This is a genomic window from Candidatus Nanopelagicales bacterium, assembly GCA_018003655.1.
In the GTDB taxonomy this organism is placed as follows: Bacteria; Actinomycetota; Actinomycetes; order S36-B12; family UBA10799; genus JAGNDY01.
The window spans coordinates 1-24,234 of sequence record JAGNDY010000027.1 but is presented as its reverse complement, the minus strand read 5'-3'; the positions used below and the strand labels follow the sequence as shown (position 1 = coordinate 24,234).

Sequence of the window (24,234 nt, the reverse complement as noted above, 5' to 3'; positions counted from 1 at the left end):
GCCACGACTTTGCAGGCATCCACATCGACGGCAATGAAAATCGACACGAAGCCCTCCTCACCGAGGATCCGCCTGTCCTTCAGCGACGATTCAGTAAGGTCTCCGACGCTGGATCCGTCCACGAAGATGTGCGCGCACGGGACACGACCAACGACTCTGGCCATTCCATCGGCCAGGTCCACAACCGAGCCGTCCTCAGCGACGACGACGCGCTCCTCCGGCACCCCGGTGCGGACCGCGATTGCTGCGTTGGCCAGTAGATGGCGAACCTCGCCGTGCACGGGCATCACGCTGGACGGCTTGACGATGTTGTACACGTAGGTGAGTTCACCGGCCGCCGCGTGGCCGGATACGTGAACCAGCGCATTGCCGGTGTGAACGACCGTGGCGCCCCACCGCGACAGCCCGTTGATGACACGGTTGATCGCGTTCTCGTTGCCAGGGATCGTCGATGAGGCAAAGAGAACGGTGTCCAGGTCATGGATACGAATCCGATGATCGCGGTTGGCAATCCGCGACAGTGCGGCCATCGGTTCACCCTGCGATCCGGTGCAGACCAACACGACTTGGTCGTCTGGCAACTCATCGAGCTGATCGAGCGAGACCAGCAGCCCGCCGGGGACCTTGAGGTAGCCGAGATCCCGCGCCACGTTCATCGTGCGAACCATGGACCTGCCCACGAACGCCACTCGCCGACCATGCCGCGTGGCCGCATCGATGACCTGTTGGACGCGGTGGATGTGGGACGCGAAGCACGCCACGACGAGCCGGCCGGGCGCCTCGTCGAATACTCGGTCGATGACCGGAGAGATCTCCCGCTCCGAGGTCACAAAACCGCCCACTTCGGCGTTGGTCGAGTCGATCATCAGCAGATCGATACCCTCGTCGCCCAGCCGGGCGAACGTGTTGAGGTCGGTGATCCGGCCGTCGAGCGGCAGCTGATCCATCTTGAAGTCACCCGTATGCAGCACCCGGCCCGCAGCGGTCGTGATGGCTACAGCCAAGGCGTCGGGGATTGAGTGATTGACCGCGACGAACTCGAGCTCGTAGGGGCCGATTCGCACCTGTTCGTGCTCGGCAACCTCATGCAAAGTGGGTTTCAACCGGTGCTCGCGAAGCTTGGCCGACAACAAGGCCAACGTGAGTTTGGAGCCATAGATCGGGATATCGAGGCGCTCGCGCAACAGGTAGGGCACAGCCCCGATGTGGTCCTCGTGCGCATGCGTCAGGATTAGCCCGACGACGTCGTCGAGGCGATCGCGGATGTAGGCGAAGTCCGGCAGGATGAGGTCGACGCCAGGTTGGGAGTCCTCCGGGAACAGCACCCCGCAGTCAACGATGAGCAGCTTGCCGTCGAACTCGAAAACGGCCATGTTGCGGCCGATCTCGCCGAGGCCCCCGAGTGGCACGATTCGCACGGTGTTGGGTGCTAGCGATGGCGGCGGGCCCAGCTCGGCATGGCTGGGCAGTTGGTGGTTCACGCGATATCCCCCGGTGTGGCAGTGTCCCCAAGCGCGGCAGCGGCACCCGGTCCGGTGAATCCGTCGATGCCGCCGGCTGCCAGGTCCACCCGCAGCACCGCCAACTGTTCAGCAGTCGCGTCAATGAGCGGCAATCGCATCGGCCCTGCTGGCTGACCCAACTCATTCAAGGCTGCTTTCACCAGAATCGCCCCCTGGGTTCGGAACAACCCGGTGGTGATCGGCTGCAGGTCCTGGTTCACGGCGGTGGCGGCGGCAACGTCCCCGGCCCAGAACAACTCGGCCATCTCGCGTAGTCGGCCGGCGACCAGATGGCCGGTCACGCTCACCACTCCCGCAGCCCCGATGGAAAGAAACGGCAGATTCAGGCCGTCATCGCCGGAGTACCACTGCAGGTCGGTTCGGCGCGTCACCTCCACGACGGATTCCAGGTTGCCCTTGGCGTCCTTGACGGCCGCGATCCGTGGATGCTCGGCGAGAAAGACCAGGGTCTGCCAATCGATTGCCGTCCCGGCACGGCCGGGGATGTCGTACAACATGACGGGGAGGCCCACTGCATCCGCGATGGCCGTGAAGTGGGCAGCTATGCCGGTCTGCGGGGGCTTGCTGTAGTACGGCGTTACGGCGAGCAGACCATGCGCCCCGGCGGCCTCAGCTTGGCGAGCGAGTTCAATTGAATGGCGCGTGTCGTTGGTCCCGGCGCCAGCAACCACGACCGCGCGGTCACCGACCGCCTCAAGCACTGCCCGGAGCAGGCCGTCCTTCTCCTGATCGGTCGTGGTAGGTGCTTCACCGGTCGTGCCGTTGACCACAATGCCGTCGTTGCCGATGTCCACCAAGTGGCTGGCCAACCGGGCGGCGCCCTCGTAGTCGACCTCGCCGTCGGGGAACATCGGGCTGACCATCGCGGTCAGGATCGTTCCAAACGGGGAGTCATGACGATCGGCGCTCATTGCCCCAGGCTACTCGCAGGCCAGCGAAGCGCCATATCACCGCGCTCGGCCAAACCTGGCCGCGCCATGTCACCGCGCTCGGCCAAACCTGGCCGCGCCATGTCACCGCGCTCGGCCAAACCTGGCCGCGCCATGTCACCGCGCTCGGCCAAACCTGGCCGCGCCATGTCACCGCGCTCGGCCAACCGGCCTTCGGCACACCGACTTCGCTACCTTCGGGGCAACTGAAGCTCGCGACCGAGTCGCGCTGACGGAGGAGGCTGCGCTGTCCGGTCTTACGAGGCGAGCATTCCTGTCCACGACTGCTGCGTTGGCGGGTGCCTTCGCGCTCCCCGGCGACCTGCTGGGTAAAGCGCTGGCAGCACCAATCAAGCCATCGACCGCTCCTAGCACGCTGCAGCAAACCATCACCCAGAGTTCGATTGCGAACATCCAGTACCGCAAGCTGCTGAGCGGGCCGGGCGAGCCATACCTGACCCGCATCGACCTCGTCGGGAAGCAACCAGCGGCCGCTCGCGCTCGAACCAGGCGGTCCTTGGCATATCTGGGCCACCTCAGCGATATCCACCTGATCGACGCCCAGTCACCGGGTCGGCTGGAGCCACTGGTTGCGGTCTCGGCGAGCTTCGTCGACGCCACCCGACCCCACGACACCATGACCGCCCAGGTGCTGTCCCAGATGGTGGCGAGCATGAACAATTCGCGGATCAGTCCGGTCACCGGGGCACCGCTGACTGCCGTCCTGAATACCGGCGACTTCGCCGACTCACGGAACTCGAACGAGCTTTCCTGGTACGTCAAACTCCTCGACGGCGGGACCATCACCCCCAACTCAGGCAGGGTTGGGACGTACGAGGGCGTTCAGGTCTGGAGCGAAGCAACCTATGCCTACCACCCGGACGATCCCGCTGACGATCAGTTTGGCGAGCGTGGCTTCCCCACCATTCCCGGCGTTCTGAACGCAGCCGTCAGTCAGTCGGTCAGTTCAGACGGCCTGCCAGCGCCCTGGTACTCGGTATATGGCAATCACGACACACTCTTCATGGGCAACATCCAAGTGCAGGTCGCGCTGCAGGCCTGGGCGACAGGGAGTCGCAAGGCCGCGCTGTGGCCGGCCACCACCACGAACATGGTCAACTGGTGGAGCCAGAACAACAGCATGTTCCAGCAGTTTGTCGAGCAACTGCGCACCAGCGTCGGTCTACAAGGTGGCGTTCACTCGGTGACGCCAGATGGCAGTCGCGAGCTCTTCGATCAGCAGCAATTCATCCAGGCGCACTTGGACAGTGACCCCTTCCCGGGACCGATTGGGCACGGCTTCACGCAGGCGAGCCTGGACAACAACCAGACGTGGTGGCAGGCCGACGTTACGGCAGCGATCAGGGTCTTTGGCTTGGACACCTGCAATCAGGTGGCCGGCGCGGATGGCGCCGTCCCGCAAGATCAATTCGACTGGCTCGAGGCAGGGCTGGAGCAAGCTCGCAAAGACGGCAAGCTGGCGATCGTCTGCAGCCATCACAACAGCTACACGCTGGAGAACATCGCCACGACGGCGATCGGACCTACCCAGATCCTCATCCACGCCGATGAATTCGTGACGATGCTACAGAAGTACCCAAACATGATTGCGTGGATCAACGGCCACACCCACATCAACACCATTACTGCCCACCCGGCCGGCGACGGTGGCGGATTCTGGGAGATCACCACCGCCTCATGTGTCGACTATCCACAACAGCAGCAGATGCTGGAAATCGTCGATAATGACGACGGCACCCTGTCGATCTTCACCACTGTGCTCGACCACGACTCCCCGGCCGCCTGGTCGGTTGGCGACTTCTCGCAACAGGGTCTCGCGTCGCTGAGCCGGGAATTGGCGTCGAACAGTTGGGCGTTCGAACCGCTGCCTCGCAGGGGGTCGCCGTTGGATCGAAACACCGAACTCGTCCTGAACGCACCATTCAGGCTGTCCGGAATCAGTAACGCCCAACTGGAGAAGGAACAAGCCATCGCTCGTGCTCGTCTGGTGGCGTACGACGAGAGGGTACGAACGTGACGTCCTTGCTGACGGTCGCCGGACATGCGCTGCGCGCGGTGTCGGCCGCGGCTGTTGGCGCGCTGGCCTTGACCGGTTGTTCGGGCACGGTCGTCGGACTTGCCCAGAGCGGGAACATGAACGTCATCTATCTGGCTACTGCCTCCAACGACCTACTGCTTGCCAACAAGATCGCGGTCTACCAATCACCACGGTGCACGGTCACCAACAAAATCAAGTACGACTGCTTGGGCAAAACCATTGACCGCAAGATCATCACAGCCAGCGTGCCGGATGGTTCAAGCGACGACCCGATCATGACCCTGACCGTTGGCAAGCGCCAGATCTACCATGGTTCAGTTGCGGCTGTCCTCCAGGACGATGCGAGGACAGCACCGTGAGTGCGACAGATGCAACGCAACTGGGCCGCGCCAAACCGACCAGGCACTACGGCTGGTCGGCGTTCGCCACGGGGTGCGCGCGCTTCTGGCGCGCAGCGTTGATCTTCGGTGTGGTCGCCGCCGTCAATGCCGCGATCCAGGCTCTGCTCACGATCCCCAAACCCGTGCCGGGACTGGACAACGGCCAATTCCTGCTGCTGGCGCTCGCCTCCTACCTCGTGCTGCTCGTCAGCCTCGCAGTGATAACCACGGCGGCCCTGCGCACGGTGACCGGACGAGCCGGGTTTGCTGACACGTGGAAGACGATCAAGCCTCGCCTGGGTCACTTCCTGCTCTGGACGTTCGGTTGGACCCTTGCCTGCACCATCGGCTTGATGCTGTACGCGCTGCCGGGAATCCTGTTACTACTACTCACCCCGTATGTGGTGATCGCTGCCGCCGACGGCATCGGCAACCCACTGACCGCAAACTTCCGCGCGATCGGATCGAGGTTCGGCCGCTATCTGATCACCGTTGCCGTGAGTTGCGTGTGGCTCGTGGCTCTCTACGTCACTTCGGGAATGACGTCATTCATCCTTGACGGTGCCAACGCCGCCTTCGTGTTCTGGCTGATCGCCGGGGTGATCGGGGCATGGATGATCACAACCTGGGCATTGATCTACCGGAGCACGCCAGTCGGATCGATGGCCGAGACCGCGGACCCTTCGAACCGACCAGAGGCGTGAGCGCTACGGACTGACTCGGCCGCTCGCCACAAAAGCGGCGTGGGTCAGCGGCATCAACGCGGCGAAATGGCTCTCCATTTGTTCGGCGACCATCTCGATTTCTCGCTGTGGGTAGGACGGGAACGATGAGTCCTCGTGCTTGGTCCGCAGACTCAGGAAGGCCATCAACGACCGTGCGTTGCAGGTCGCGTACATCGTCGAGTAGGTGCCGACCGGAAGCACCGCCCGGGCAACCTCGCGGGCGACGCCAGCGTTGAGCATCTCTTGGTAGGCACGATAGGAGGACTCGCATGCGCGAATCGTGGTCTCGTGAACCAGTCGGCTCTGCTCGGCGGTGCCATCCACAAAGTCGTAGTGTCCGGGCTTGCCAACCTGGATCAGCTTGCGCTCAGGTGCCGGTACGTAGAACACGGGAGCTAGCTCGCGGTAGCGGCCACTTTCCTCGTTGTAGCTCCAGCCGATGCGGTGGCGATGGAACTCGCGGAACACGAAGATGGGTGCGGAAATCAGGAACGTCATGCTGTTGTGCTCAAACGGCGTCCCGTGGCGATTCTTCATCAGGAAGTTGATCAGTCCACGTGACTCATTGGGATCGATGCCCGCGGCCTCGATCGACTTCTCACCGGCAGTGGAGACTCGTGCTGACCAGACGACGTCGCTGTCCTGGGCAGCGGAGCGGACCAACTCAACTGTCATTTCGCTACGGAACCGTGCGCCTTCGATTGGCGCGTGCTCGCTGGAAGCGTCCTCAGTCACCGAAATCGTGTCCTCAGATGAGATCGTGGTCATGGTTACTCCTCCGTCAGTCACGACAGTGTGCCTCAAGTGTCATGGTTGCTCCGAAGCTGACACTCTGGCTTCGCCGGATTGATTACCGGATTGATGCCGACACTTGCCGAATTGCTTGCAAGAAATTGGAGCACACATGGGACTGCGAGACTCGAATATCGCAAAGATCCGCAATGGTTCGTTCGACGTGCTGATCGTTGGCGGCGGAGTCAACGGCGCGGTGAGTGCCGCAGCGCTGGCGTCGCGGGGCGCTTCCGTGGCCGTGATCGATCGGGGAGACTTTGCCGGGTTCACCTCCATGGAGTCCTCCAACCTGGTGTGGGGCGGGTTCAAGTACATGGAGAACTACGAGCTTCCACTGGTTCGGCACCTGTGCGTCTCCCGGAATCGGCTGATCCGGGCCTACCCAGCCAACCTCAAGGAGATTCGTTTCCTGGCACCGTTGGACAACCACTCCCCGTACAAGCCGTGGTTTGCCGGACTGGGATCGGCCGCATATTGGGCAATCGGCAACTTCTTCACCAAGCCACCCAAAGTCCACTCGGCCAAGGCCATCGCGGCCGCAGAACCGAGGGTCAATATGACCAACATTCAGGGTGGCATTGAGTACTCCGATGCCTACGTCGTCGATAACGACTCCCGCTTCGTATTCAGCTTCATCCGGTCGGCGCTCAACGTGGGCGCGGCCTGCGCAAACTACGTCGAGTTGACCGATGCCGTCGAGCGACCGGACGGCTGGCACGCGCAACTGCGGGACAACGACACCGGCGAAAACCTCTCGGTCAGGGCCAAGGTGATCATCAATGCAACCGGGCCGTTCGTAGACGAACTCAACGAGAAGTTCGCCATCGAAACCCGCCACAAGATTGTCTTCTCCAAGGGCATCCACTTGGTCGTGCCGCGATTGGTCGACCACGAACGCATTTTGGCGTTCTTCGACGACACTGAGCGGCTGTTCTACGTCATTCCCATGGGACCGCGCTCCGTCATTGGCACCACCGACGAGCGCGTCGACCGGGCCGTCACCCACGTCGAAGACGAGGACCGCGACTTCCTGCTCACCCAAATCAACGAGCGGATGGATCTGACCAACCCGCTCACCCCGGCGGACATCATCTCGAGCCGTTGCGGCGTCCGCCCGCTGGTCGTGGACGCGACGGACACCGATTCAGACGAGACCGACTGGACGTCGTTGTCACGCAAACACGTCATCGAAACCGAAGCCGCCGACAACTACATCACCATCTTTGGCGGGAAACTCACCGACTGCCTCAACATCGGCGAGGAGATCTGCGACGAGGTTGCCGAGCTCGGCGTCCACCTGGAGCCGGAGACAAACGCCTGGTACGGCGAACCGCCGAAGGCGACCCGCAACGAGTTCTTCCGGCAGGCACGACTCATGCGGCTGGACAAACTCCGCAAGCGGGCGAGTTTCGAAACGCTGTCCACCCGGCTATGGCGTCGCTACGGAATGCGCGCCTTCGCCATGCTCGAAGCGATCCGGGATGACCCCACGATGGCTGACGACATCATCGTCGGAGCGGAGTATGTGCGGGTCGAGCTCTACTACGCCGCTGCAACGGAGATGATCACGACCCTGGAGGACTTCCTGCGCCGCCGATCCAAAATCTCGCTCGTGCTCAGGTACGACGACATCAAGAGCGCCCCCGGTATCAACGAGGCGTGTGACTTGTTGTTTGGCGATGATGCCCGCCGGCGGTTTGACGAATACTTCACGCCGGAGCGAGAAGCCGAGCAGCGGGCGCTCAACCAAGCAGTGCCCCCGGGTTGAGGATTCCCTCTGGGTCGAGGTGAGCCTTGAGCGCTCGGAGCAATTCGACGCCACTGCGGCCAATCTCCGCTTCCATCCAGGGTGCGTGGTCACGGCCGACGGCGTGATGGTGCGTAATGGTCGCGCCGGCCTCGACAATCGCGTCACACGCGGCCGCCTTGGCCGCTTTCCATTGGCCGACTGGATCCGCATGATCACGCCTGGCCAGGATCGTCACGTAGAGGGAGCCACCGGTCTCATAGACGTGCGACAAGTGCGACATGACCAACGGCCCGGGACCAGCGTCGCCGAGCGAGCCCGTGATGGCTTCGCTGATGCGCTGCCGCAAGGCGGGTAGCTCACGCCAACCAGTCGCCGTCTCCAGCGTCTCGACCAAATAGCCCTCGTCCAGCAACCTGTCGCGCAGGTAGGGACCCGAGAACCGCGAATGCTCCCAGCCCTTACCGACCTGAGCTCCGAGCGAGACCGCACCGAATGAGCGCAGCACCCGCCAGGTCTCGTCGCGCCGCGAGCCGACTTGGGTGCGCGTGCCTTCCCATCCGAAGATTGCCAACGAGCCGCCGGCAACTCGACGAGCCTTGAGGTAGGTGTTCAACGCGGTGGCCTTTGCGCCCTCGGCTGCCATCGTCAGGTTGGTCAAGGTCTCCTCGGGGTCGGACAATCTCATGAGGTCGGCTGTCGCCCGGCGTGCCAGGAGTTCCCGGAAGGCGTCGAGTCCGGCCTCATAGGTGGGAAACATGACCCCCTCGTAGCGGGTAACCGCCGGCACGCGCCGAATCCGCAACGTGACTTCGGTGATTATCCCGAGGATTCCCTCGCTGCCGATGAACAGCTGTCGCAGGTCTGGACCTGCAGCCGAACCCGGTGCCCGGCCAAGCGCGAACTCACCCCGGGGTGCAACGACCCGCAGGGACTCGACCATGTCGTTGCTTCGGCCATATCCGGCAGAGCTTTGCCCGGCCGAGCGCGTCGCAACATAACCGCCGATGGAGGCGCGTTCCCAGGACTGTGGGAAGTGCCCGAGGGTCATGCCCCTGGTCTTGAGTAGTCGCTCGAGGGTCGGTCCGGTCATTCCAGGTCCGACTGTGACGGTCATGTTCACGTCATCCACCTCATGCAGCGCGGCCATGCGATCAAACGCGATAGCGATCACGCCTCGGTGGCGACCGTCTTCCGGCCGCACCCCGCCGACAACCGAGGTGCCTCCCCCAAACGGAACCGCGGCCAGATCCTGTTCGCCGCAGAGGTGCAGCAACTCCTTCACCGCAGCGGCATCGGACGGGTAAACAACGGCGTCGACTAAGTGCGGATGTCCGTCACGGCGCTCGATCAAGTCCAGGTAGGAGAAGCCACCCGCGTGGGTGATCCGCAACGTGTCATCGGTCGTGACCCCGTCCTGGCCGACGACAGCACGCAACGCCGATTGCGTCGCGTCGTCGAGGCGGGAGGCAGTAACGGTCACCTCGGCTCGGAGAACTTGCGGTGTTGGCTCGGCAGGGCCGACACAGTCGTTCAAGTAGTCCAACGCTCGCTGGGAGACCTCGATCGGCTTGTCCGGAACGCCCCAACGTGTGGTCGTGTCGTCGTAGCTTCCAATCATCGCAAAATCCCTACTGAGCGCTGGTAATGGTCAGAACCGTTCATCTTTGAGTAGATGTTACATTGTTACACATGATGTCACATCGTCCCAGGGTTGCCGGGTTGGAAGTTTTGGACCAGCAGGTCTCCCAAACCTCCCCCGCGCAGGCCACCGCGGCAGATCCGGTGCTGCAGGCGGCTTACGACTCGATCATGGAGGTGGGCCTCCGGAGAACGACGATGGTCGATGTCGCCCGACGAGCCGGCGTGTCACGAATGACGATTTACCGGCGCTATGACGACTTGTCGCGCCTCCTGTCTGAGCTACTGACGGTCGAACTTGGCTCGGTGATGACCGCGGCCCGGGATTCCACCAAGGATCTGCCCGACGCGCGCCAGCGCCTCACCCACACGGTCACCAGAACTGTCGCCGTGCTCATCGGGCACCCGTTGCTCACCAAGATTCTGGCGGTCGATCCCGAAGTGCTGATCCCCTTCATGGTTGATCGACTGGGAACCACCCAACGGCTGGCCATCGATGAGTTGCGTCGATTTGTCGCCGCCGGGCAGCCGGAGTCCGGCGATGGCTCGATCCGCTCGGGTGACGCTGACGCCATGGCACTGACGATCCTGGGATTCGCCCAATCGTTGGTCTTTTCGGCCCGCGCGTTCATCGCCACCGACCCCGGCGGGGGCATTTACCCCGAACTTGAAATCCTCACCTTCGCCTACCTCGATCCACGTGCCGCTGGCACCACCGAGAGGAGTCACCGAGATGCATAACCACCTTCGACCTGGTGATCCAGCCAGTCTGTTGACGCTGGCCCGCCGTGATCGTGAACGCGACCATCTCGCCAGCGGTCACGCCGTCGACGTCCTTGTGGTCGGCGGTGGTGTGACGGGTACGGGAGTCGCGCTCGACGCCGCCACCCGTGGGATGACCGTGGCGCTCATCGAAGCGCACGACTTCGCCTACGGCACCTCTCGGTGGTCAAGCAAGATGATCCACGGCGGCCTGCGGTATCTGGCGACCGGACAAGTGGGAGTCGCCTGGGAGTCATCCACGGAGCGCGCTTTGATCGCCACCACAATCGCTCCCCACCTCGTCCGTGCGTTTCCCCAGTTGATCCCCGACTTCACCGATAGCACCACCAAGGAACGGGTGCTCGCCCGCGCGGGACTGCTTGCTGGCGACGCGCTGAGGCGAGGCACACGCCTGCCAAAGTCCGTGATGCCCAGTCCCCGCCGAATCAGTGCGGCCGAAGCCATTCGACTCGCGCCGGCACTACCCGCACATCGGCTGCGTGGAGCCGTGCTCGGCTGGGACGGCGCGCTGGAGGACGATGCTCGGCTCGTCGTTGCGATTGCGCGCACGGCCGCGGCCTACGGGGCCATCATGCTGACGCGAACAACGGCATCGGAGATCGATTCCGACGGTGCGACGGTCCAAGACACCCTTGCCGGCGGCAGCTACCGCATCAACGCCAAACATGTCATCAACGCAACCGGGGTGTGGGCGGGAACCCTCGATCAGCGGGTCACGCTCAGTCCCAGTCGAGGCACCCACGTCGTCCTACGTGCCCGGGATCTGGGACATCCAACCGCCGCAATCACCGTTCCGGTCCCAGGCCACCTCGGGCGCTTCGTCTTCGCACTTCCGCAACCCAACGGACTCATCTACGTCGGCCTGACTGATGTGCCTGCTCCCGGGCCGATTGCTGACGTTCCTGCCGCCACTCAAGACGAGATCGACTGGATTCTTGACGTGCTCTCACAAGGGCTGCAACGGCCCATCGACCGGAGCCAGATCGTTGGCTCATTTGCTGGCCTGCGGCCCCTCGTGACAGCCGGCGACGAGGAGGAATCGGCGGACATCTCGCGTCGGCACCTGGTTCTTGGCGGGCCCGGTGAGGTGGTGACGGTCACTGGCGGGAAGCTGACGACCTACCGCCGCATGGCACAGGACGCGGTCGACCGGATCACCGATGTGCCCTGTGTGACCTCGACCGTCCCCCTCGTGGGCGCGGGGCCAAACCCAGCGAACGCCGGACTGCCGGCGCGACTGGTCAGGCGGTTTGGCGCCGAAGCCGGGCTGGTCGCTGCACTCGCCGATGGCGACCAACGGCTACTTGAACCACTCACTGGTGCTGATGGCAACGTGGTCGACGTCTTGGGTGTCGAGTTGCTCTGGGGAGTCCAGGCGGAACTCGGCATGACCCTGGCAGATCTGCTGGAGCGCAGAACGCGGGTGTCGATGGTGCCAGCGGACCTGGCGGCGGTAGCGCCGCAAGCCCAGCAGATTTTGGCCGACTCAGGGCAATTACTGGCAACTGTTGGTACCTGAACGAGTTGGTTGACAGCTGACCTAGCTGAACGGTGGCCGTTCGTCGAGCCGGACCGACATCCGGCCAGCAGTTCGCCATACGCGGGCCAAAGCGTCGGTGTCTTCGGCAGTGACCAGGTTTCCCATCACCCGCAGGGCAATCGTCATCAGGTACTGCGAGCGCATGCCCACGGGTCCGGCCTTGGGCAAGAACCCTGGGACGGTCAGCAACCCGGCCAGTCGCCGGGCCGCGGAGAAGGCAGGTCCGTAGTGGTGCTGGAGTAACTGCGGCCACCGCGCCTGGAGGTCAACCGTCGACCGGCGTGACAGCATCTGCGCAGCCAAGCGACCAGTCTCCAAGCCGTAGTCGATGCCCTCGCCGTTGAGTGGATTGACGCACCCGGCCGCATCACCGACCATCAACCAGTTGGGACCCGCGACATGCGACACCGCACCACCCATGGGTAGCAGGGCAGACCAAGTGTCGCGTAGTTCGCCGTGCAACTTCCAGTCAGCGCGCTGACCGTCGGTGTAGTGCGCGATGAGGTGACGGAGGTTGACGTCGGCGGGCCGCTTGGAAGTCGCCAGGGTTCCCACACCGATATTCACCTCGCCATCGCCGAGCGGGAAGATCCACCCGTAGCCCGACAGCAACTCCCCCGCCGTGCCGCGCAACTCGAGGTGGGAGGAGATCCACTCATCGTCGGCGCGGTCTGACTTGATGTAGGCGCGAGCGGCGACACCGTAAGCGGTCGTCTTGTGCCACTGCCGGCCCAGCTTGCGGCCGAGTTGCGACTTGGCCCCGTCGGCGATCACCAGCCGCTGACAACGAACCTCGAAGGCACCGTCCGGGCCCTTGAAGATGACTGCCGCCACCCGAGCCCCGGCCAGACGGACATCAACCGCGCGAGCGCCTTCAAGAGTGCGCACCCCGCTAGCGAGTGCCACCTGGCGGATCCGATCGTCGAGCTCGACTCGAGGTGCGGCGCCACCGTGGTCAGGCAGTGATCCACCGGGCCAGGGCAAATACAGGGTGCGCCCGAAGCCTGATGCCCGCAATCCGCGATTCACGGCGCGACCCGCCAGCCACTGCTCCAAACCAAGGTGGGTCAGTTCCGCTATCGCGCGGGGGGTGAGGCCGTCGCCGCATGGCTTGTCGCGCGGAAACGTGGCGGCGTCGGCAAGCAGCACGTCCAACCCCTCGCGCGCAGCCCAGGCAGCGGTACCGGAACCGGCAGGTCCGGCACCGACGACGAGCACGTCGCACGACAGGTCGGTAGAACTCACGAGGCAATCGTCTCTTGTGAGCCAATCCCGGCCGTGATCGGGTCGCCGTGACGAGCAAGCACAGGCGACTACGGATCGACTAGGGGTAGAGCGTCAGGGCATGACGCATCGCTGCCCGTGCGCGTTTGCGATCCCCAGACGCGTCGTACGCCGCAGCGACCCGAAACCAGGCGCGCCAGTCGTCAGGACTTTGCTCGACCGCGACCTGTTCGTTGGCAAAGGCCTGATCGGCGGCGTCGCGATCCAATCGCCCACTGCCCGTCCTGGCGACATCATCGACGGGCAGACCCCCTTCAGCCTCGAGGGTCCTAGCCATTGCTTGCACCTGGAAGCCGAATTGCAGTTCTCGCCACACCACCCAGATTCCAACCACTGGCAGCAGCAACACACCGATGCCCAGGCCAATGGCCAATGGCGATCCGGTGCTGATGAAGGCGATCCCCTGCCAGCCGGCGATCACCAGATAGACCGCGAGGACGAGCACCAGGATGATCGCCGTGCGCTTGGCGGTCACGTCTTTGGGGAGTCTTGTCCGCCGAGGTCGAGCAGATGTTCAAGACCGAACGTCAAACCCGGTCGGCAACCAATCTCTCGGACTGCGAGCAGCACTCCCGGCATGAAGGAGGAGCGGTTCATGGAGTCATGGCGGATCGTGAGCAGTTCTCCCGCAGTGCCCAGGATGACCTCTTGGTGGGCGATCATTCCGCGCGATCGAACGGCGTGAATCCGCACGCCCTCGACAACTGCGCCGCGAGCCCCGTCAAGCTCCTCAGTCGTCGCGTCTGGCATTTCCGGACTGCCTGCGCGGGTTCGAGACTGTCCGATCAGTTCGGCTGTTCGGCGAGCTGTCCCCGACGGGGCGTCCAGCTTGTCCGGGTGGTGCAGTTCAACGATCTCGACACTGTCGAAGTAGGGTGCCGCGGCGGCAGCGAACTGCATCATCAACACCGCCGCGATGCCGAAGTTCGACGCGATGACAACACCGACTCGGTCGTGGTCGGCCAGCCATTCGGTCACCTGGGCCAAGCGCTCAGGAGTGAACCCCGAAGTGCCGACCACCACGTGCAGATCGTGGTCAATGCAGAACCTCAGGTTGCCCATGACGGCGGCCGGACTGGTGAAGTCCACGACCACGTCGGTGCCTACGCTGACCAGGGTCGCGGGTTCGTCGCCGACATCCAGTGCCGCAGCGAGCGCCAGGCCCGGATCGGCTTCCACCGCGGCGACAACTTCTTGGCCCATGCGGCCGCGCGCGCCCAGCACACTCACTCGAATCGTCATGCTTAGCCATCCTCACCAAAGACGCGGTCAGGCTCAAAGGGTCCCACGACAGTCATCGTCTGCGGTTCGGTGAGGATCGTGGCGGCCGCGTGGGCAACCTGCTCGTCGGTGACGGCGTCAATCGCCTCAACGACATCGTCCAGGCTCAGGTAGTTGCCACTGAGCAGTTCCGCTTCGCCCAGTCGGCTCATCCGGGAACCTTGATCCTCCGACTCCATGACCGAGGCCCCGCGCAGTTGGCCGCGGGCACGGGCAATCTCCTCGGATCCGACCCCGCCAGCAGCCGCGTTGGCCAGCACGTCCCGAACGACCGAAATCGTCTCGTCCACCTTCTCCGGCGTGGTTCCCGCATAGACCCCGAATACGCCAGCATCGGAGTAGCCGGACCGGAAAGTGTGCACCGAGTAGACCAATGCTCGCTTCTCCCGCACCTCCTGGAAGAGCCGACTGGACATACCCCCACCGATAACCACGTCCAGCACCGCCAGCGCCCAGCGTCGGTCGTCGGTACGGGCGAGACCCGGCATTCCCAAGACCACGTGCGCCTGCTCGGTCGGCCGTGTCACCACCTGCGTGCCCGGGTGTGACCGGTGTCGGGTGGGGCGAGTACGCGCGGCTCGAGCTGGGATCGGCGTAGCAGCTGGGTCCGTCGACCAGCCCTTGGTCGCCCGGCGGACTTCCCGGACCAGGTGGGCGTGATCGACAGCCCCAGCCGCAGTGATGACCAAATCGTTTGGCCGGTAGTTGCGTCGGTAGTGGCGCCAGACCGTGCTGCGGGGCATCTCCCGCAGGCTTTGCACGGTTCCAATGACGGGCGCGGCGAGCTTCGACGAACCGTAGATCCGCGTAGAGAAGTTCTGATGCGCCACGTCGCCTGGATCGTCCTCGTTCATGGCGATCTCTTCCAGCACGACACCACGCTCGGCATCGACGTCGAACGCGGCCACCTTACTTGCGGTGACCATGTCGGTTAGGACATCGACCGCCAGCGGCAGATCGTCGGCCAGTACCCGTGCGTGGAAACACGTGCATTCCTTGGTCGTAAAGGCATTCATGTCACCGCCGACAGCCTCAAGTTCGGCGGTGATGTCAAAGGCGCTACGACGATCCGTGCCCTTGAACAGCAGATGCTCAAGGAAGTGAGAGGCACCGGCTGCCGTTGGTGACTCGTCCCGGGAACCGACCCCAACCCAGTAGCCGATTGATACCGACCTGGCACCGGGGACCACCTCGGAAACGACCCGAAGACCGCCTGGCAGCACCGTGCGTTTGACGACCGACCCGTCGGCACCAGTCAGCAGCGTTCGCGTTGAACCTGATCGCTGCTGACTGGGCGCGGGAATCTTCATGTGGTGTTACGCGTCAGCGCTGACCACGTCTGCGGCCGGAGCGTCGTCACCCTCGAGAACGGGAGTGAGCGACAGCTTGCCGCGTGGGTCGACCTCCTTGATGGCGACCTGAACCTTTTGTCCAACGGAGAGCACGTCCTCAACGGCGTTGACCCGCTTGCCACCGACGAGCTTCTTGATCTCGGTGATGTGCAGGAGACCGTCGCGGCCGGGAACCAACGAGATGAACGCACCGAAGTTGGTCGTCTTGACGACCGTTCCGAGGTAGCGCTCCCCCACGGTTGGCATGGTTGGGTTGGCGATCTGGTTGATCGTCTCCCGAGCAGCCTCAGCGGCCGAACCATTGGTCGCACCGATGTAGATCGTGCCGTCATCCTCAATTGAGATGTCAGCGCCGGTGTCTTCCTGAATCTGGTTGATCATCTTGCCCTTGGGCCCAATGACCTCACCGATCTTGTCGACCGGAATCTTGACCGAGATGATCCGGGGGGCCAGATCACTCATGGCATCCGGAGCGTCGATCGCTTCCATCATCACGTCGAGGATCGCCAGCCGGGCATCGCGTGCCTGCGTGAGCGCTCCGGCAAGCACCGAGGCCGGAATACCGTCGAGCTTGGTATCGAGCTGAAGTGCCGTGACGAATTCCTTGGTGCCAGCGACCTTGAAGTCCATGTCGCCAAACGCGTCTTCGGCACCGAGGATGTCGGTCAAGGCCACGTATTCGGTCTTACCGTCGACCTCGTCGGTAACCAGACCCATCGCGATACCCGCAACCGGAGCCAACAGGGGCACACCGGCGTTGAGCAGCGACATCGTCGAGGCGCAGACCGAGCCCATCGAGGTGGAGCCGTTGGAACCGAGGGCCTCGGAGACCTGCCGGATCGCGTAAGGAAAGTCCTCGCGCTTGGGCAGCACCGGAACCAGTGCGCGCTCGGCGAGCGCGCCGTGGCCGATCTCGCGACGCTTGGGCGAGCCGACTCGACCAGTCTCACCAGTCGAGTACGGCGGGAAGTTGTAGTTGTGCATGTAGCGCTTGCGCGTCACCGGGCTCAACGTGTCCAACTGCTGTTCCATCCGCAACATGTTCAGTGTGGAGACACCCAAGATCTGGGTCTCACCGCGCTCGAACAGTGCCGAACCGTGTGCCCGCGGAATAACCTCAACCTCGGCGGTGAGGCTGCGGATATCGGTCACACCACGACCGTCCATTCGGACCTGATCACGCAGAATGCGCTGGCGGACTAGCTTCTTGGTCAGCGACTTCAGCGCGCCACCAAGCTCCTTGGTCCGGCCCTCGAACTGCTCGGACAGCTTCTCCATGACCGTCGCCTTGACGTCATCGAGGGCCGCCTCACGGTCCTGCTTGTCCGCGACGGTCAGTGCCTTGGCCAGATCGGCTTCAGCGACCGCAGCAACGGCGTCGAACGCGTCGGGCTGGTAGTCGAGGAAAACCGGGTAGTCACGGGTTTCCTTGTTCGACTGAGCCGCCAGTTCCGATTGCGCACGGCACAGTTCAGCGATGAACGGCTTGGCCGCGTCAAGTCCTGCCGCGACGACCTCTTCGGTGGGCGCCTGTGCGCCGCCGGCGATGAGCTCGACGGTCTGCTCAGTAGCTTCGGCCTCGACCATCATGATGGCCACGTCGTCGCCGACAACACGTCCGGCCACAACCATGTCGAACACGGCTTCTTCCAGCTGGCTATGTGTCGGGAACGCCACCCACTGGCCGCGAATCAATGCCACTCGCACGCCACCGATCGGGCCGGAGAACGGCAAACCAGCAACCTGCGTGGACATCGACGCGGCATTGATCGCCACAACGTCGTACAGGTGGTCGGGGTTCAGGGACATCACCGTGACCACAACCTGGATCTCGTTACGCAGACCCTTCACGAAGCTCGGACGCAACGGTCGGTCGATCAACCGGCACGTCAGAATCGCGTCCTCGCTCGGCCGGCCTTCGCGACGGAAGAATGAACCTGGGATCTTGCCGGCGGCATACATCCGCTCTTCCACGTCGATCGTGAGTGGGAAGAAGTCGAAGTTGTCCTTGGGGTGCTTACCGGCCGTCGTGGCCGATAGCAGCATGGTGTCATCGTCCAAGTAGGCGACGGCGGAACCAGCGGCCTGCCGAGCAAGCCGACCGGTCTCGAAACGAATCTTGCGAACGCCGAACTGGCCGTTGTCAATGACGGCTTCGGCGGAAAATGTGTCAGGACCCTCCATAGGGTGCCCTCCTTGTTGAGAAAGGGGGCGGCTGCGCGGCCGGTGGCGGACCGGCCTTCGATCGAAGTGTTCGGAAGGTTACTTCCGCCCACCACCACCGAGGACCGGGCGTCCGAACCACCGTGAGGTGAGGCCGCCCCGATTAGTCGACTAGCGGCGAATGCCGAGTCGTTCGATCAGTGACCGGTACCGGTTGATATCGGTCTTTGTGAGGTAGTTGAGCAGTCGACGGCGACGGCCGACCAGCAACAGCAGCCCACGGCGGCTGTGGTGGTCATGCTTGTGCTCTTTGAGGTGCTCAGTCAGATGAGAGATGCGGTGCGAAAGGATCGCGACCTGCACTTCGGGGCTGCCGGTATCGCCATCAGTTGTGGCGTATTCGGAGATGAGACGGGTCTTGGTTGCTGCATCAATCGACATTAATTGTTCCCTCGAGCGCGTGTAGGGCTAACCGTGATGGTCGGCGATACGTCAGGTCCGCTGATCGCGGACTCGCAGATGTCGGTCTACTGGGCGCTCGTCCGGTAGCCGTCAGGCTCAGGGTACCAGCCGACGTGCGGGACGTCAGCCCCCGAGCACTGTCCGGGCTTGATCCACATCACGTTCCACCGCTTTGGTCAGGTCCGCCGGATTTGCGTATGTCTCCTGCCGCCGGATGAAATCGACAAAGTCGACGGCGATGTACTGTTCATAGAGATCAAGGTCGCCAGCGTCGTAGGCGAAGGCCTCGACCCGGTGCTCGTTGCCGTCAAAAGTCGGGTTGGTCCCCACGCTGATCGCCGCACAGAGCGACTCGCGCTCATCGCCGTACGGATCGAGCACGATTCGCCCGGCATAGACGCCGTCAGCGGGCATGGCAGCACGCGGCGTCGGGTTCACGTTCGCCGTGGGAAACCCGAGTTCGGCACCGCGTCCGTCACCTCGGACAACCACACCCTCGACACGGTGTGGACGAGCGAGCATGCGGGCCGCTGAGGCTACGTCGCCTTCGGACACCAACTCACGGATGAGGGTTGAACTAACAGGATCACCTTCGCCATCTGCCGCCAGCAGGTTGACTGGCTGCACTTGAAAGCCCAGCGAGTGTCCGATTCCCTGCAGCAGACGGACGTTGCCCCGGGCGCGATGACCGAAGCGGAAGTTGGTGCCGACCACCACCTGGCTGGCCCGTAGCGAATCGGAAAGCACACTGCCCGCGAACTGTTCGGCGCTGAGGTCTGCCCACTCCTTGTCGAATTGGATCACCAGCGTCGCATCGACGCCCAATTCACCGATGAGCTTGAGCCGTTGTTCCAGCGTCGACAACCGAGTTGGCGGCTCCGCCAAGCCGACGACCTCAGCTGGACTCGGCGAGAACGTGATGACGACAGCAGGCTTGCCACCCACAGTCGCGGTGTCGACCGCGCGCCGGATGAGTTCGCGATGCCCGCGGTGCACGCCGTCAAATACGCCGATGGTGACGGCTGAGGCTGGCCAGTCCGCTGGCACCTGGCTTGGGTCGTCCCACACATACACAGCGCTGATCCTCCCAGACGCGTGCGGGCGCCGGCCACCGCTGGCCCTCGGGCACTAGTTCGCCCACACCACCGTAGGCGCCAATTTGTTGTCCTTGCATTCGGCCAGAGCGAGGATCCGCCGCTCAGGACCGTAGACAGCGACTGTGTCATCGCTCGCCAGTTCGGTCGGCCAGCCAATCCGACCACCGTGAGAGATCCGCGCCGCATCGGCATCCTCGACCACGACGTTTGTGTACAACTCTGCACAAGCCTGACCTAGGGGTGTCACAACGAGCTCGCGTTCCAAGTCCGCCAGGGTCGAGGCCTGATCCAGGCTGAAGCCGGCGACGCGCGTTCGACGGAGGGCAGTCAGGTGACCGCCGACGCCGAGCGCATCACCAAGGTCGCGGGCCAGAGCCCGCACGTACGTTCCGGTTGAACACTCGATCCGTGCAACAAGGTCAACCAGACACGTACCGTCGTCGTTTTCCGAGACAGTCACGGCGTCGACGTCGAACCGTTCGATGGTCACTGGCCGAGCAGTGAGCGTCACGTTTTCCCCCGCGCGGACCCGTTGGTAGGCACGTTTGCCGTCCACCTTGATTGCGCTGACCGCACTCGGTCGCTGCATGATGGACCCCGTCAGGGCAGCGACTTGTTCGTCCAGTACTGCCGGGTCTGCCGCTAGTGCGCGGGCATCGGTCACCGAGACGACCTCACCTTCGGCGTCATCAGTAGTCGTCGCCATGCCAAGCCGGATTGTTGCCTCGTAGGCCTTGGTCGATCCAGAGACCCGACCGAGGATTTTGGTTGCCTTGCCGATCCCACAGACCAGGACACCGGTCGCCATTGGGTCGAGGGTGCCCGCGTGACCTACTCGGCGGGTGCCAGCGATCCGTCGCATCCGGGCGACCACATCGTGCGAGGTCCACCCGGAGGGCTTGTCGACGATTACCAGCCCGTCAACCACGATCAGCCAGCACTCGCGGACGCTTGCTCAGCGAGGGCGGCCAGTAGCTCGCGCAAGATTTCCTGAGGTTGCTTCGCCGAGGAGTAGCCGGCCGCGAACCGGTGGCCACCGCCACCCAGACCGCTGCACACGGCGCCAACGTCCATCTGTCCCTTACTACGGGTTGAAACCCGCCAGACCGAGTCGTCGCCCTCTTTGAGAACCACCGCGACCTCAGCCTCATTTGCGGTTCGCAAGGCGTCGATGATCGGTTCGGCAGCATCCAGCGGCAGTCCAGCCGCAACTCGATCCCCGTGACTGACCCAGCTACTGACAACCCCGAGTCCCCCGGCGGCGTCCGGAAGCAACTGTGAGCGCGAGATCGCCAGGCCAGCTAGCTGGATCGCGGCATACGGTTGACTATCGAAAACGGCACGAGCTATCTGGTCATGGGCGATGCCGGCCTCATGGAGGCGAGCAGCCATCCGATGTGTCGCTGCCGTTGTTCCAGCAAAACGGAACGACCCCGTGTCCGTTGTCAAACCCACGTACAGGCAGGCGGCGATCGGCGCTGTCACCTCGGCGCCGAGTCGATCCACCAACTCAAGAGCGAGGACCGCAGTTGCCGGGGCAGCAACGTCAACCAGGCAGATGTCCGCGAAGCCGGTGAATGAGCGGTGGTGGTCGAGCGCGGCGAAAAGCTCGGCCGACGCAGCTTTGTCCGCCAGGGCGCCGAGCCGATCCAAAGAGCCAGCGTCAAAACTGATGGCCACGTCGAGTTCGGCTGGAATGTCCGCCGGAGCGGACAACACCGAGTCCCCCGGCATCCAGTTCAGGGACAGCGGCAATTCGAATGGTTCGCCATCAAAGGAGACGACCGCCGGAATGCCCAACTGGCGCATCGCCAGTCCGGCGGCCACCGCCGAACCTAGGGCATCGCCATCGGGTGAGACATGAGCGATCAGCAACACGCTTCTCGCTGATCTCAGCGAGTCAACGAGGCGCTGCCAATCGTGATCCGCCGGCGCCTGGTCCCAACTCATGGCTGGACATCGTCTGGCTCGTCAGTTCGCGGGACTCGATAAGGATCGGAATCGCCAGCGAAGGTCGCCCCCGCGGATCGCTCGTGCAGACGGGCGTCTGCAGCGCGGGCAGCCGCAATGAGGTCATCGACATGCCGCGCGTTCTCGGGCACGGCGTCGGCGATGAAGCTCAGGGACGGCGTGTACCGGACGCCGGTCTGCTTACCGACCTCCGATCTGATGACGCCCTTTGCCGACTCGAGTGCGACCGCGCTGGAGGCTTGCTCCTGCGGATCGCCGAGCACCGTATAGAACACGGTCGCCTCCCGCAGGTCATTTGTGACGTAGGCGTCGGTCACCGTCACAAAGCCCAACCGCGGATCCTTGATACGGCGCTCAAGCATCTCCGCGACGATGACCTTGACCCGATCGGCAAGCTTGCGCGCGCGGGGACTCTCATCGGCCATGACAAGCCTCCTTGGTTGGTCAGTCGTCGAGGGGCAGCTAGCTGCCCCTCGATCAACTGCGCGATTTCTCCTGCATCTCGAACGTCTCGATGACGTCGTCGACCTTGATGTCGTTGAAGGAGCCCAAGCCAATACCGCACTCAAACCCTTCGCGCACCTCGGTGGCGTCATCTTTGAAGCGCTTGAGCGACTCCACCTTGAGGTTGTCGGCCACCACGACGCCGTCACGCACAAGGCGCGCCTTGGCGTTGCGACGAACCAGACCGTCGCGAACCACGGTGCCGGCAATGTTTCCGAACTTGCTCGATCGGAAGACCTCGCGGACCTCGGCGCTGCCGAGCGCGACCTCTTCGTATTCGGGCTTGAGAAGGCCAGTCAGCGCCGCCTCAACCTCGTCGATCGCCTGGTAGATGACGGAGTAGTAGCGAATGTCGACGCCGTCGCGATCCGCTAGCTCACGCGCCTTGCCCTCCGGTCGAACGTTGAAGCCGATAATGACGGCATCCGACGCGACGGCCAGGTTGACGTTGGTCTCGGTAATGGCACCGACACCGCGATCGATAATCCGCAGTGATACCTCGTCGCCCACATCGATCTTGAGCAGCGCATCTTCGAGCGCCTCCACCGAACCGGACACGTCGCCCTTGAGGATGAGGTTGAGCTCCTGCACCTCGCCGGACTCCAGCGTCTTGAGGAAGTCTTCCAGGGTGCGCCTGCCACGGCGCTTGGCCAACTGCGCGTTGCGCTCACGAGCCTGCCGCGTCTGCGCGATCTGACGCGCCGTCCGGTCCTCATCAACGACCAGGAACGAATCACCGGCACCCGGCACCGAGGTCAAGCCCAGGACCATAACGGGCCGCGACGGCGGCGCCTCAGCCAAGGCGTCGCCGTTCTCGTCGAGCATTGCCCGGACCCGGCCGAACGCACCGCCACACACGATCGACGCGCCTGGGCGCAACGTGCCTCGCTGAACGAGCACCGTGGCCACCGGTCCGCGGCCGCGATCCAAGTGAGCCTCGATCGCCACGCCTTGAGCGTCTTGAGTCGGATTGGCACGCAGGTCCAGCGACGCATCTGCTGTCAGCAGCACAGCTTCCAACAACTCGTCGATGCCCTTGCCCTGCTTGGCCGACACGTCAACGAACAGGGTCTCGCCGCCGAATTCCTCGGCAACCAGGCCGTACTCGGTCAACTGCGAGCGAACCTTGGTGGGGTCAGCGCCCTCTTTGTCGACCTTGTTGACGGCGACCACGATCGGCACATCAGCGGCCTGGGCGTGGTTAAGCGCTTCAATCGTCTGGGGCTTGACACCGTCATCGGCGGCAACCACCAAGATCGCAATATCGGTAACCTTGGCACCACGGGCACGCATTGCCGTGAACGCCTCGTGACCCGGCGTATCGATGAAGGTGATGGGTCGTTCGGCTTCGGTGTCCTTGTGGGCGACGATCTGGTAAGCGCCGATGTGCTGGGTGATGCCTCCGGCTTCCCGATCCACCACGGTGGTGTTGCGGATGGCATCGAGCAGCTTGGTCTTTCCGTGGTCAACGTGACCCATGACCGTAACGACAGGCGCTCGCGCAACGAGGTCGTCGTCGCCACCAGTGTCTTCGCCAAACTCGAGGTTGAAGGTCTCAAGGAGTTCGCGATCCTCGTCCTCGGGAGAGACAACCTGAACTTCGTAATTCAGTTCCGCACCCAACAGGGCGAGAGTGTCGTCGTTGACCGACTCGGTCGCGGTCACCATCTCGCCGAGTTTGAAGAGCACTGACACCAGCGACGCGGGATTCGCGCCGATCTTGTCGGCAAAGTCCGTCAGCGACGCCCCACGTGGGAGGACGAGCTTCTGGCCGTTTCCGGCCGGAACGCTGGCCCCACCAATCGTGGGAGCCGCCATGTTGTCAAACTCTTGGCGCTTGGCACGCTTTGACTTGCGACCTCGCGCGGGTCGTCCGCCACCGCGACCACCTCGGCCGCCGAATGCGCCCGGCGCACCTCCGCCGCCGCCCGGGCGACCAGCGAAACCGCCACCAGGACGACCTCCCCCGGCATAACCGCCTCCGCCGCCAGGAGCACCACC

General features: G+C 63.7%; 22 protein-coding genes. 7 read left to right on the top strand and 15 right to left on the bottom strand.

The window, feature by feature from the left end; all coding sequences use genetic code 11:
- A partial coding sequence (locus tag KAZ48_05770; protein ID MBP7972287.1) for a ribonuclease J occupies positions 1–1,373 on the bottom strand: 1,373 nt, incomplete at its 3' end.
- A 104-nt stretch (positions 1,374–1,477) separates the two neighbouring features.
- The gene (gene dapA / locus KAZ48_05765; protein MBP7972286.1) at positions 1,478–2,434 is read right to left on the bottom strand and encodes a 4-hydroxy-tetrahydrodipicolinate synthase; all 957 of its coding nucleotides are present in this window, start codon (positions 2,432–2,434) and stop codon (positions 1,478–1,480) included.
- Here dapA and KAZ48_05760 point away from each other — a divergent pair.
- Genes KAZ48_05760 through KAZ48_05745 form a run of 4 tightly spaced genes read left to right on the top strand, consistent with a single transcriptional unit; the run spans position 2,434 to position 5,595 of the window.
- Positions 2,434–2,685: a hypothetical protein gene (locus KAZ48_05760; GenBank protein MBP7972285.1), complete on the top strand. Its 252-nt coding sequence runs from the start codon at positions 2,434–2,436 to the stop codon at positions 2,683–2,685. The two genes, dapA and KAZ48_05760, sit on opposite strands and share 1 nt — an antisense overlap.
- 59 nt (positions 2,686–2,744) lie before the next feature.
- A complete protein-coding gene (locus KAZ48_05755) occupies positions 2,745–4,490 on the top strand; it encodes a TIGR03767 family metallophosphoesterase (protein ID MBP7972284.1) in 1,746 nt (581 codons plus the stop codon).
- Positions 4,487–4,870 (top strand): hypothetical protein, encoded by a 384-nt coding sequence (locus KAZ48_05750; GenBank protein MBP7972283.1) that lies wholly within the window; start codon positions 4,487–4,489, stop codon positions 4,868–4,870. The genes KAZ48_05755 and KAZ48_05750 overlap by 4 nt, the downstream gene beginning before the upstream one ends.
- Positions 4,867–5,595 carry a hypothetical protein gene (locus tag KAZ48_05745; GenBank protein ID MBP7972282.1) on the top strand — a complete coding sequence of 243 codons (729 nt, stop codon included), beginning with the start codon at positions 4,867–4,869 and terminating at the stop codon, positions 5,593–5,595. Before KAZ48_05750 ends, KAZ48_05745 begins: the two co-directional genes overlap by 4 nt.
- A 3-nt stretch (positions 5,596–5,598) precedes the next feature.
- On the opposite strand, the gene KAZ48_05740 is transcribed toward KAZ48_05745, so the two are convergent.
- On the bottom strand, positions 5,599–6,384 hold the full coding sequence (locus KAZ48_05740) for an FAD-dependent thymidylate synthase (protein ID MBP7972281.1): 786 nt from the start codon (positions 6,382–6,384) through the stop codon (positions 5,599–5,601).
- Between the two features lie 136 nt (positions 6,385–6,520).
- Between KAZ48_05740 and KAZ48_05735 the strand changes: the two genes are divergently transcribed.
- On the top strand, positions 6,521–8,176 hold the full coding sequence (locus KAZ48_05735) for a glycerol-3-phosphate dehydrogenase/oxidase (protein ID MBP7972280.1): 1,656 nt from the start codon (positions 6,521–6,523) through the stop codon (positions 8,174–8,176).
- Here the strand turns inward: KAZ48_05735 and KAZ48_05730 are convergent.
- Entirely contained in the window at positions 8,151–9,776 is a 1,626-nt protein-coding gene (locus KAZ48_05730) for an FAD-binding oxidoreductase (GenBank protein MBP7972279.1), read from the bottom strand. The genes KAZ48_05735 and KAZ48_05730 overlap by 26 nt on opposite strands.
- 71 nt (positions 9,777–9,847) lie before the next feature.
- Here KAZ48_05730 and KAZ48_05725 point away from each other — a divergent pair, with 71 nt between their 5' ends.
- Both KAZ48_05725 and KAZ48_05720 read left to right on the top strand, forming a co-directional pair.
- Positions 9,848–10,537, top strand: a complete 690-nt coding sequence (locus KAZ48_05725) for a TetR/AcrR family transcriptional regulator (GenBank protein MBP7972278.1) — start codon at positions 9,848–9,850, stop codon at positions 10,535–10,537.
- Positions 10,530–12,098, top strand: a complete 1,569-nt coding sequence (locus tag KAZ48_05720; protein MBP7972277.1) for a glycerol-3-phosphate dehydrogenase/oxidase — start codon at positions 10,530–10,532, stop codon at positions 12,096–12,098. Before KAZ48_05725 ends, KAZ48_05720 begins: the two co-directional genes overlap by 8 nt.
- A 21-nt stretch (positions 12,099–12,119) precedes the next feature.
- Here KAZ48_05720 and KAZ48_05715 read toward each other — a convergent pair whose 3' ends face one another.
- The 11 genes from KAZ48_05715 to infB all read right to left on the bottom strand — a co-directional run.
- Complete coding sequence (locus KAZ48_05715) at positions 12,120–13,364, bottom strand: geranylgeranyl reductase family protein (GenBank protein MBP7972276.1); 1,245 nt, start codon at positions 13,362–13,364, stop codon at positions 12,120–12,122.
- 79 nt (positions 13,365–13,443) lie between these two features.
- Positions 13,444–13,878: a tetratricopeptide repeat protein gene (locus KAZ48_05710; protein MBP7972275.1), complete on the bottom strand. Its 435-nt coding sequence runs from the start codon at positions 13,876–13,878 to the stop codon at positions 13,444–13,446.
- On the bottom strand, positions 13,875–14,645 hold the full coding sequence (locus KAZ48_05705) for a 4-hydroxy-tetrahydrodipicolinate reductase (protein ID MBP7972274.1): 771 nt from the start codon (positions 14,643–14,645) through the stop codon (positions 13,875–13,877). The genes KAZ48_05710 and KAZ48_05705 overlap by 4 nt, the downstream gene beginning before the upstream one ends.
- A gap of 2 nt (positions 14,646–14,647) precedes the next feature.
- Positions 14,648–15,994, bottom strand: coding sequence for an insulinase family protein (locus KAZ48_05700; protein MBP7972273.1), 1,347 nt, complete (start codon positions 15,992–15,994; stop codon positions 14,648–14,650).
- 6 nt (positions 15,995–16,000) lie between these two features.
- Positions 16,001–18,220, bottom strand: coding sequence for a polyribonucleotide nucleotidyltransferase (locus KAZ48_05695; GenBank protein MBP7972272.1), 2,220 nt, complete (start codon positions 18,218–18,220; stop codon positions 16,001–16,003).
- Positions 18,221–18,370: 150 nt separating this feature from the next.
- The gene (gene rpsO / locus KAZ48_05690; GenBank protein ID MBP7972271.1) at positions 18,371–18,640 is read right to left on the bottom strand and encodes a 30S ribosomal protein S15; all 270 of its coding nucleotides are present in this window, start codon (positions 18,638–18,640) and stop codon (positions 18,371–18,373) included.
- Positions 18,641–18,784: 144 nt separating this feature from the next.
- The gene (locus KAZ48_05685) at positions 18,785–19,735 is read right to left on the bottom strand and encodes a bifunctional riboflavin kinase/FAD synthetase (GenBank protein ID MBP7972270.1); all 951 of its coding nucleotides are present in this window, start codon (positions 19,733–19,735) and stop codon (positions 18,785–18,787) included.
- Positions 19,736–19,789: 54 nt separating this feature from the next.
- Positions 19,790–20,686 carry a tRNA pseudouridine(55) synthase TruB gene (gene truB, locus KAZ48_05680; GenBank protein ID MBP7972269.1) on the bottom strand — a complete coding sequence of 299 codons (897 nt, stop codon included), beginning with the start codon at positions 20,684–20,686 and terminating at the stop codon, positions 19,790–19,792.
- 2 nt (positions 20,687–20,688) lie between these two features.
- Entirely contained in the window at positions 20,689–21,708 is a 1,020-nt protein-coding gene (locus KAZ48_05675) for a bifunctional oligoribonuclease/PAP phosphatase NrnA (GenBank protein ID MBP7972268.1), read from the bottom strand.
- A complete protein-coding gene (rbfA, locus tag KAZ48_05670; protein ID MBP7972267.1) occupies positions 21,705–22,154 on the bottom strand; it encodes a 30S ribosome-binding factor RbfA in 450 nt (149 codons plus the stop codon). Before rbfA ends, KAZ48_05675 begins: the two co-directional genes overlap by 4 nt.
- Positions 22,155–22,206: 52 nt before the next feature.
- On the bottom strand, positions 22,207–24,234 hold a 2,028-nt coding region (infB, locus tag KAZ48_05665), incomplete at its 5' end, for a translation initiation factor IF-2 (GenBank protein ID MBP7972266.1).

What these genes read in the sequence shown, in the direction of transcription:
- rbfA (MBP7972267.1), bottom strand. Translation starts at nt 22,154, where the DNA reads ATGGCCGATGAGAGTCCCCGCGCGCGCAAGCTTGCCGATCGGGTCAAG.
- KAZ48_05725 (MBP7972278.1), top strand. Translation starts at nt 9,848, where the DNA reads ATGATGTCACATCGTCCCAGGGTTGCCGGGTTGGAAGTTTTGGACCAG.
- dapA (MBP7972286.1), bottom strand. Translation starts at nt 2,434, where the DNA reads ATGAGCGCCGATCGTCATGACTCCCCGTTTGGAACGATCCTGACCGCG.
- KAZ48_05740 (MBP7972281.1), bottom strand. Translation starts at nt 6,384, where the DNA reads ATGACCACGATCTCATCTGAGGACACGATTTCGGTGACTGAGGACGCT.
- KAZ48_05705 (MBP7972274.1), bottom strand. Translation starts at nt 14,645, where the DNA reads ATGACGATTCGAGTGAGTGTGCTGGGCGCGCGCGGCCGCATGGGCCAA.
- KAZ48_05730 (MBP7972279.1), bottom strand. Translation starts at nt 9,776, where the DNA reads ATGATTGGAAGCTACGACGACACGACCACACGTTGGGGCGTTCCGGAC.
- KAZ48_05695 (MBP7972272.1), bottom strand. Translation starts at nt 18,220, where the DNA reads ATGGAGGGTCCTGACACATTTTCCGCCGAAGCCGTCATTGACAACGGC.
- KAZ48_05735 (MBP7972280.1), top strand. Translation starts at nt 6,521, where the DNA reads ATGGGACTGCGAGACTCGAATATCGCAAAGATCCGCAATGGTTCGTTC.
- rpsO (MBP7972271.1), bottom strand. Translation starts at nt 18,640, where the DNA reads ATGTCGATTGATGCAGCAACCAAGACCCGTCTCATCTCCGAATACGCC.
- KAZ48_05720 (MBP7972277.1), top strand. Translation starts at nt 10,530, where the DNA reads ATGCATAACCACCTTCGACCTGGTGATCCAGCCAGTCTGTTGACGCTG.
- KAZ48_05675 (MBP7972268.1), bottom strand. Translation starts at nt 21,708, where the DNA reads ATGAGTTGGGACCAGGCGCCGGCGGATCACGATTGGCAGCGCCTCGTT.
- KAZ48_05700 (MBP7972273.1), bottom strand. Translation starts at nt 15,994, where the DNA reads ATGAAGATTCCCGCGCCCAGTCAGCAGCGATCAGGTTCAACGCGAACG.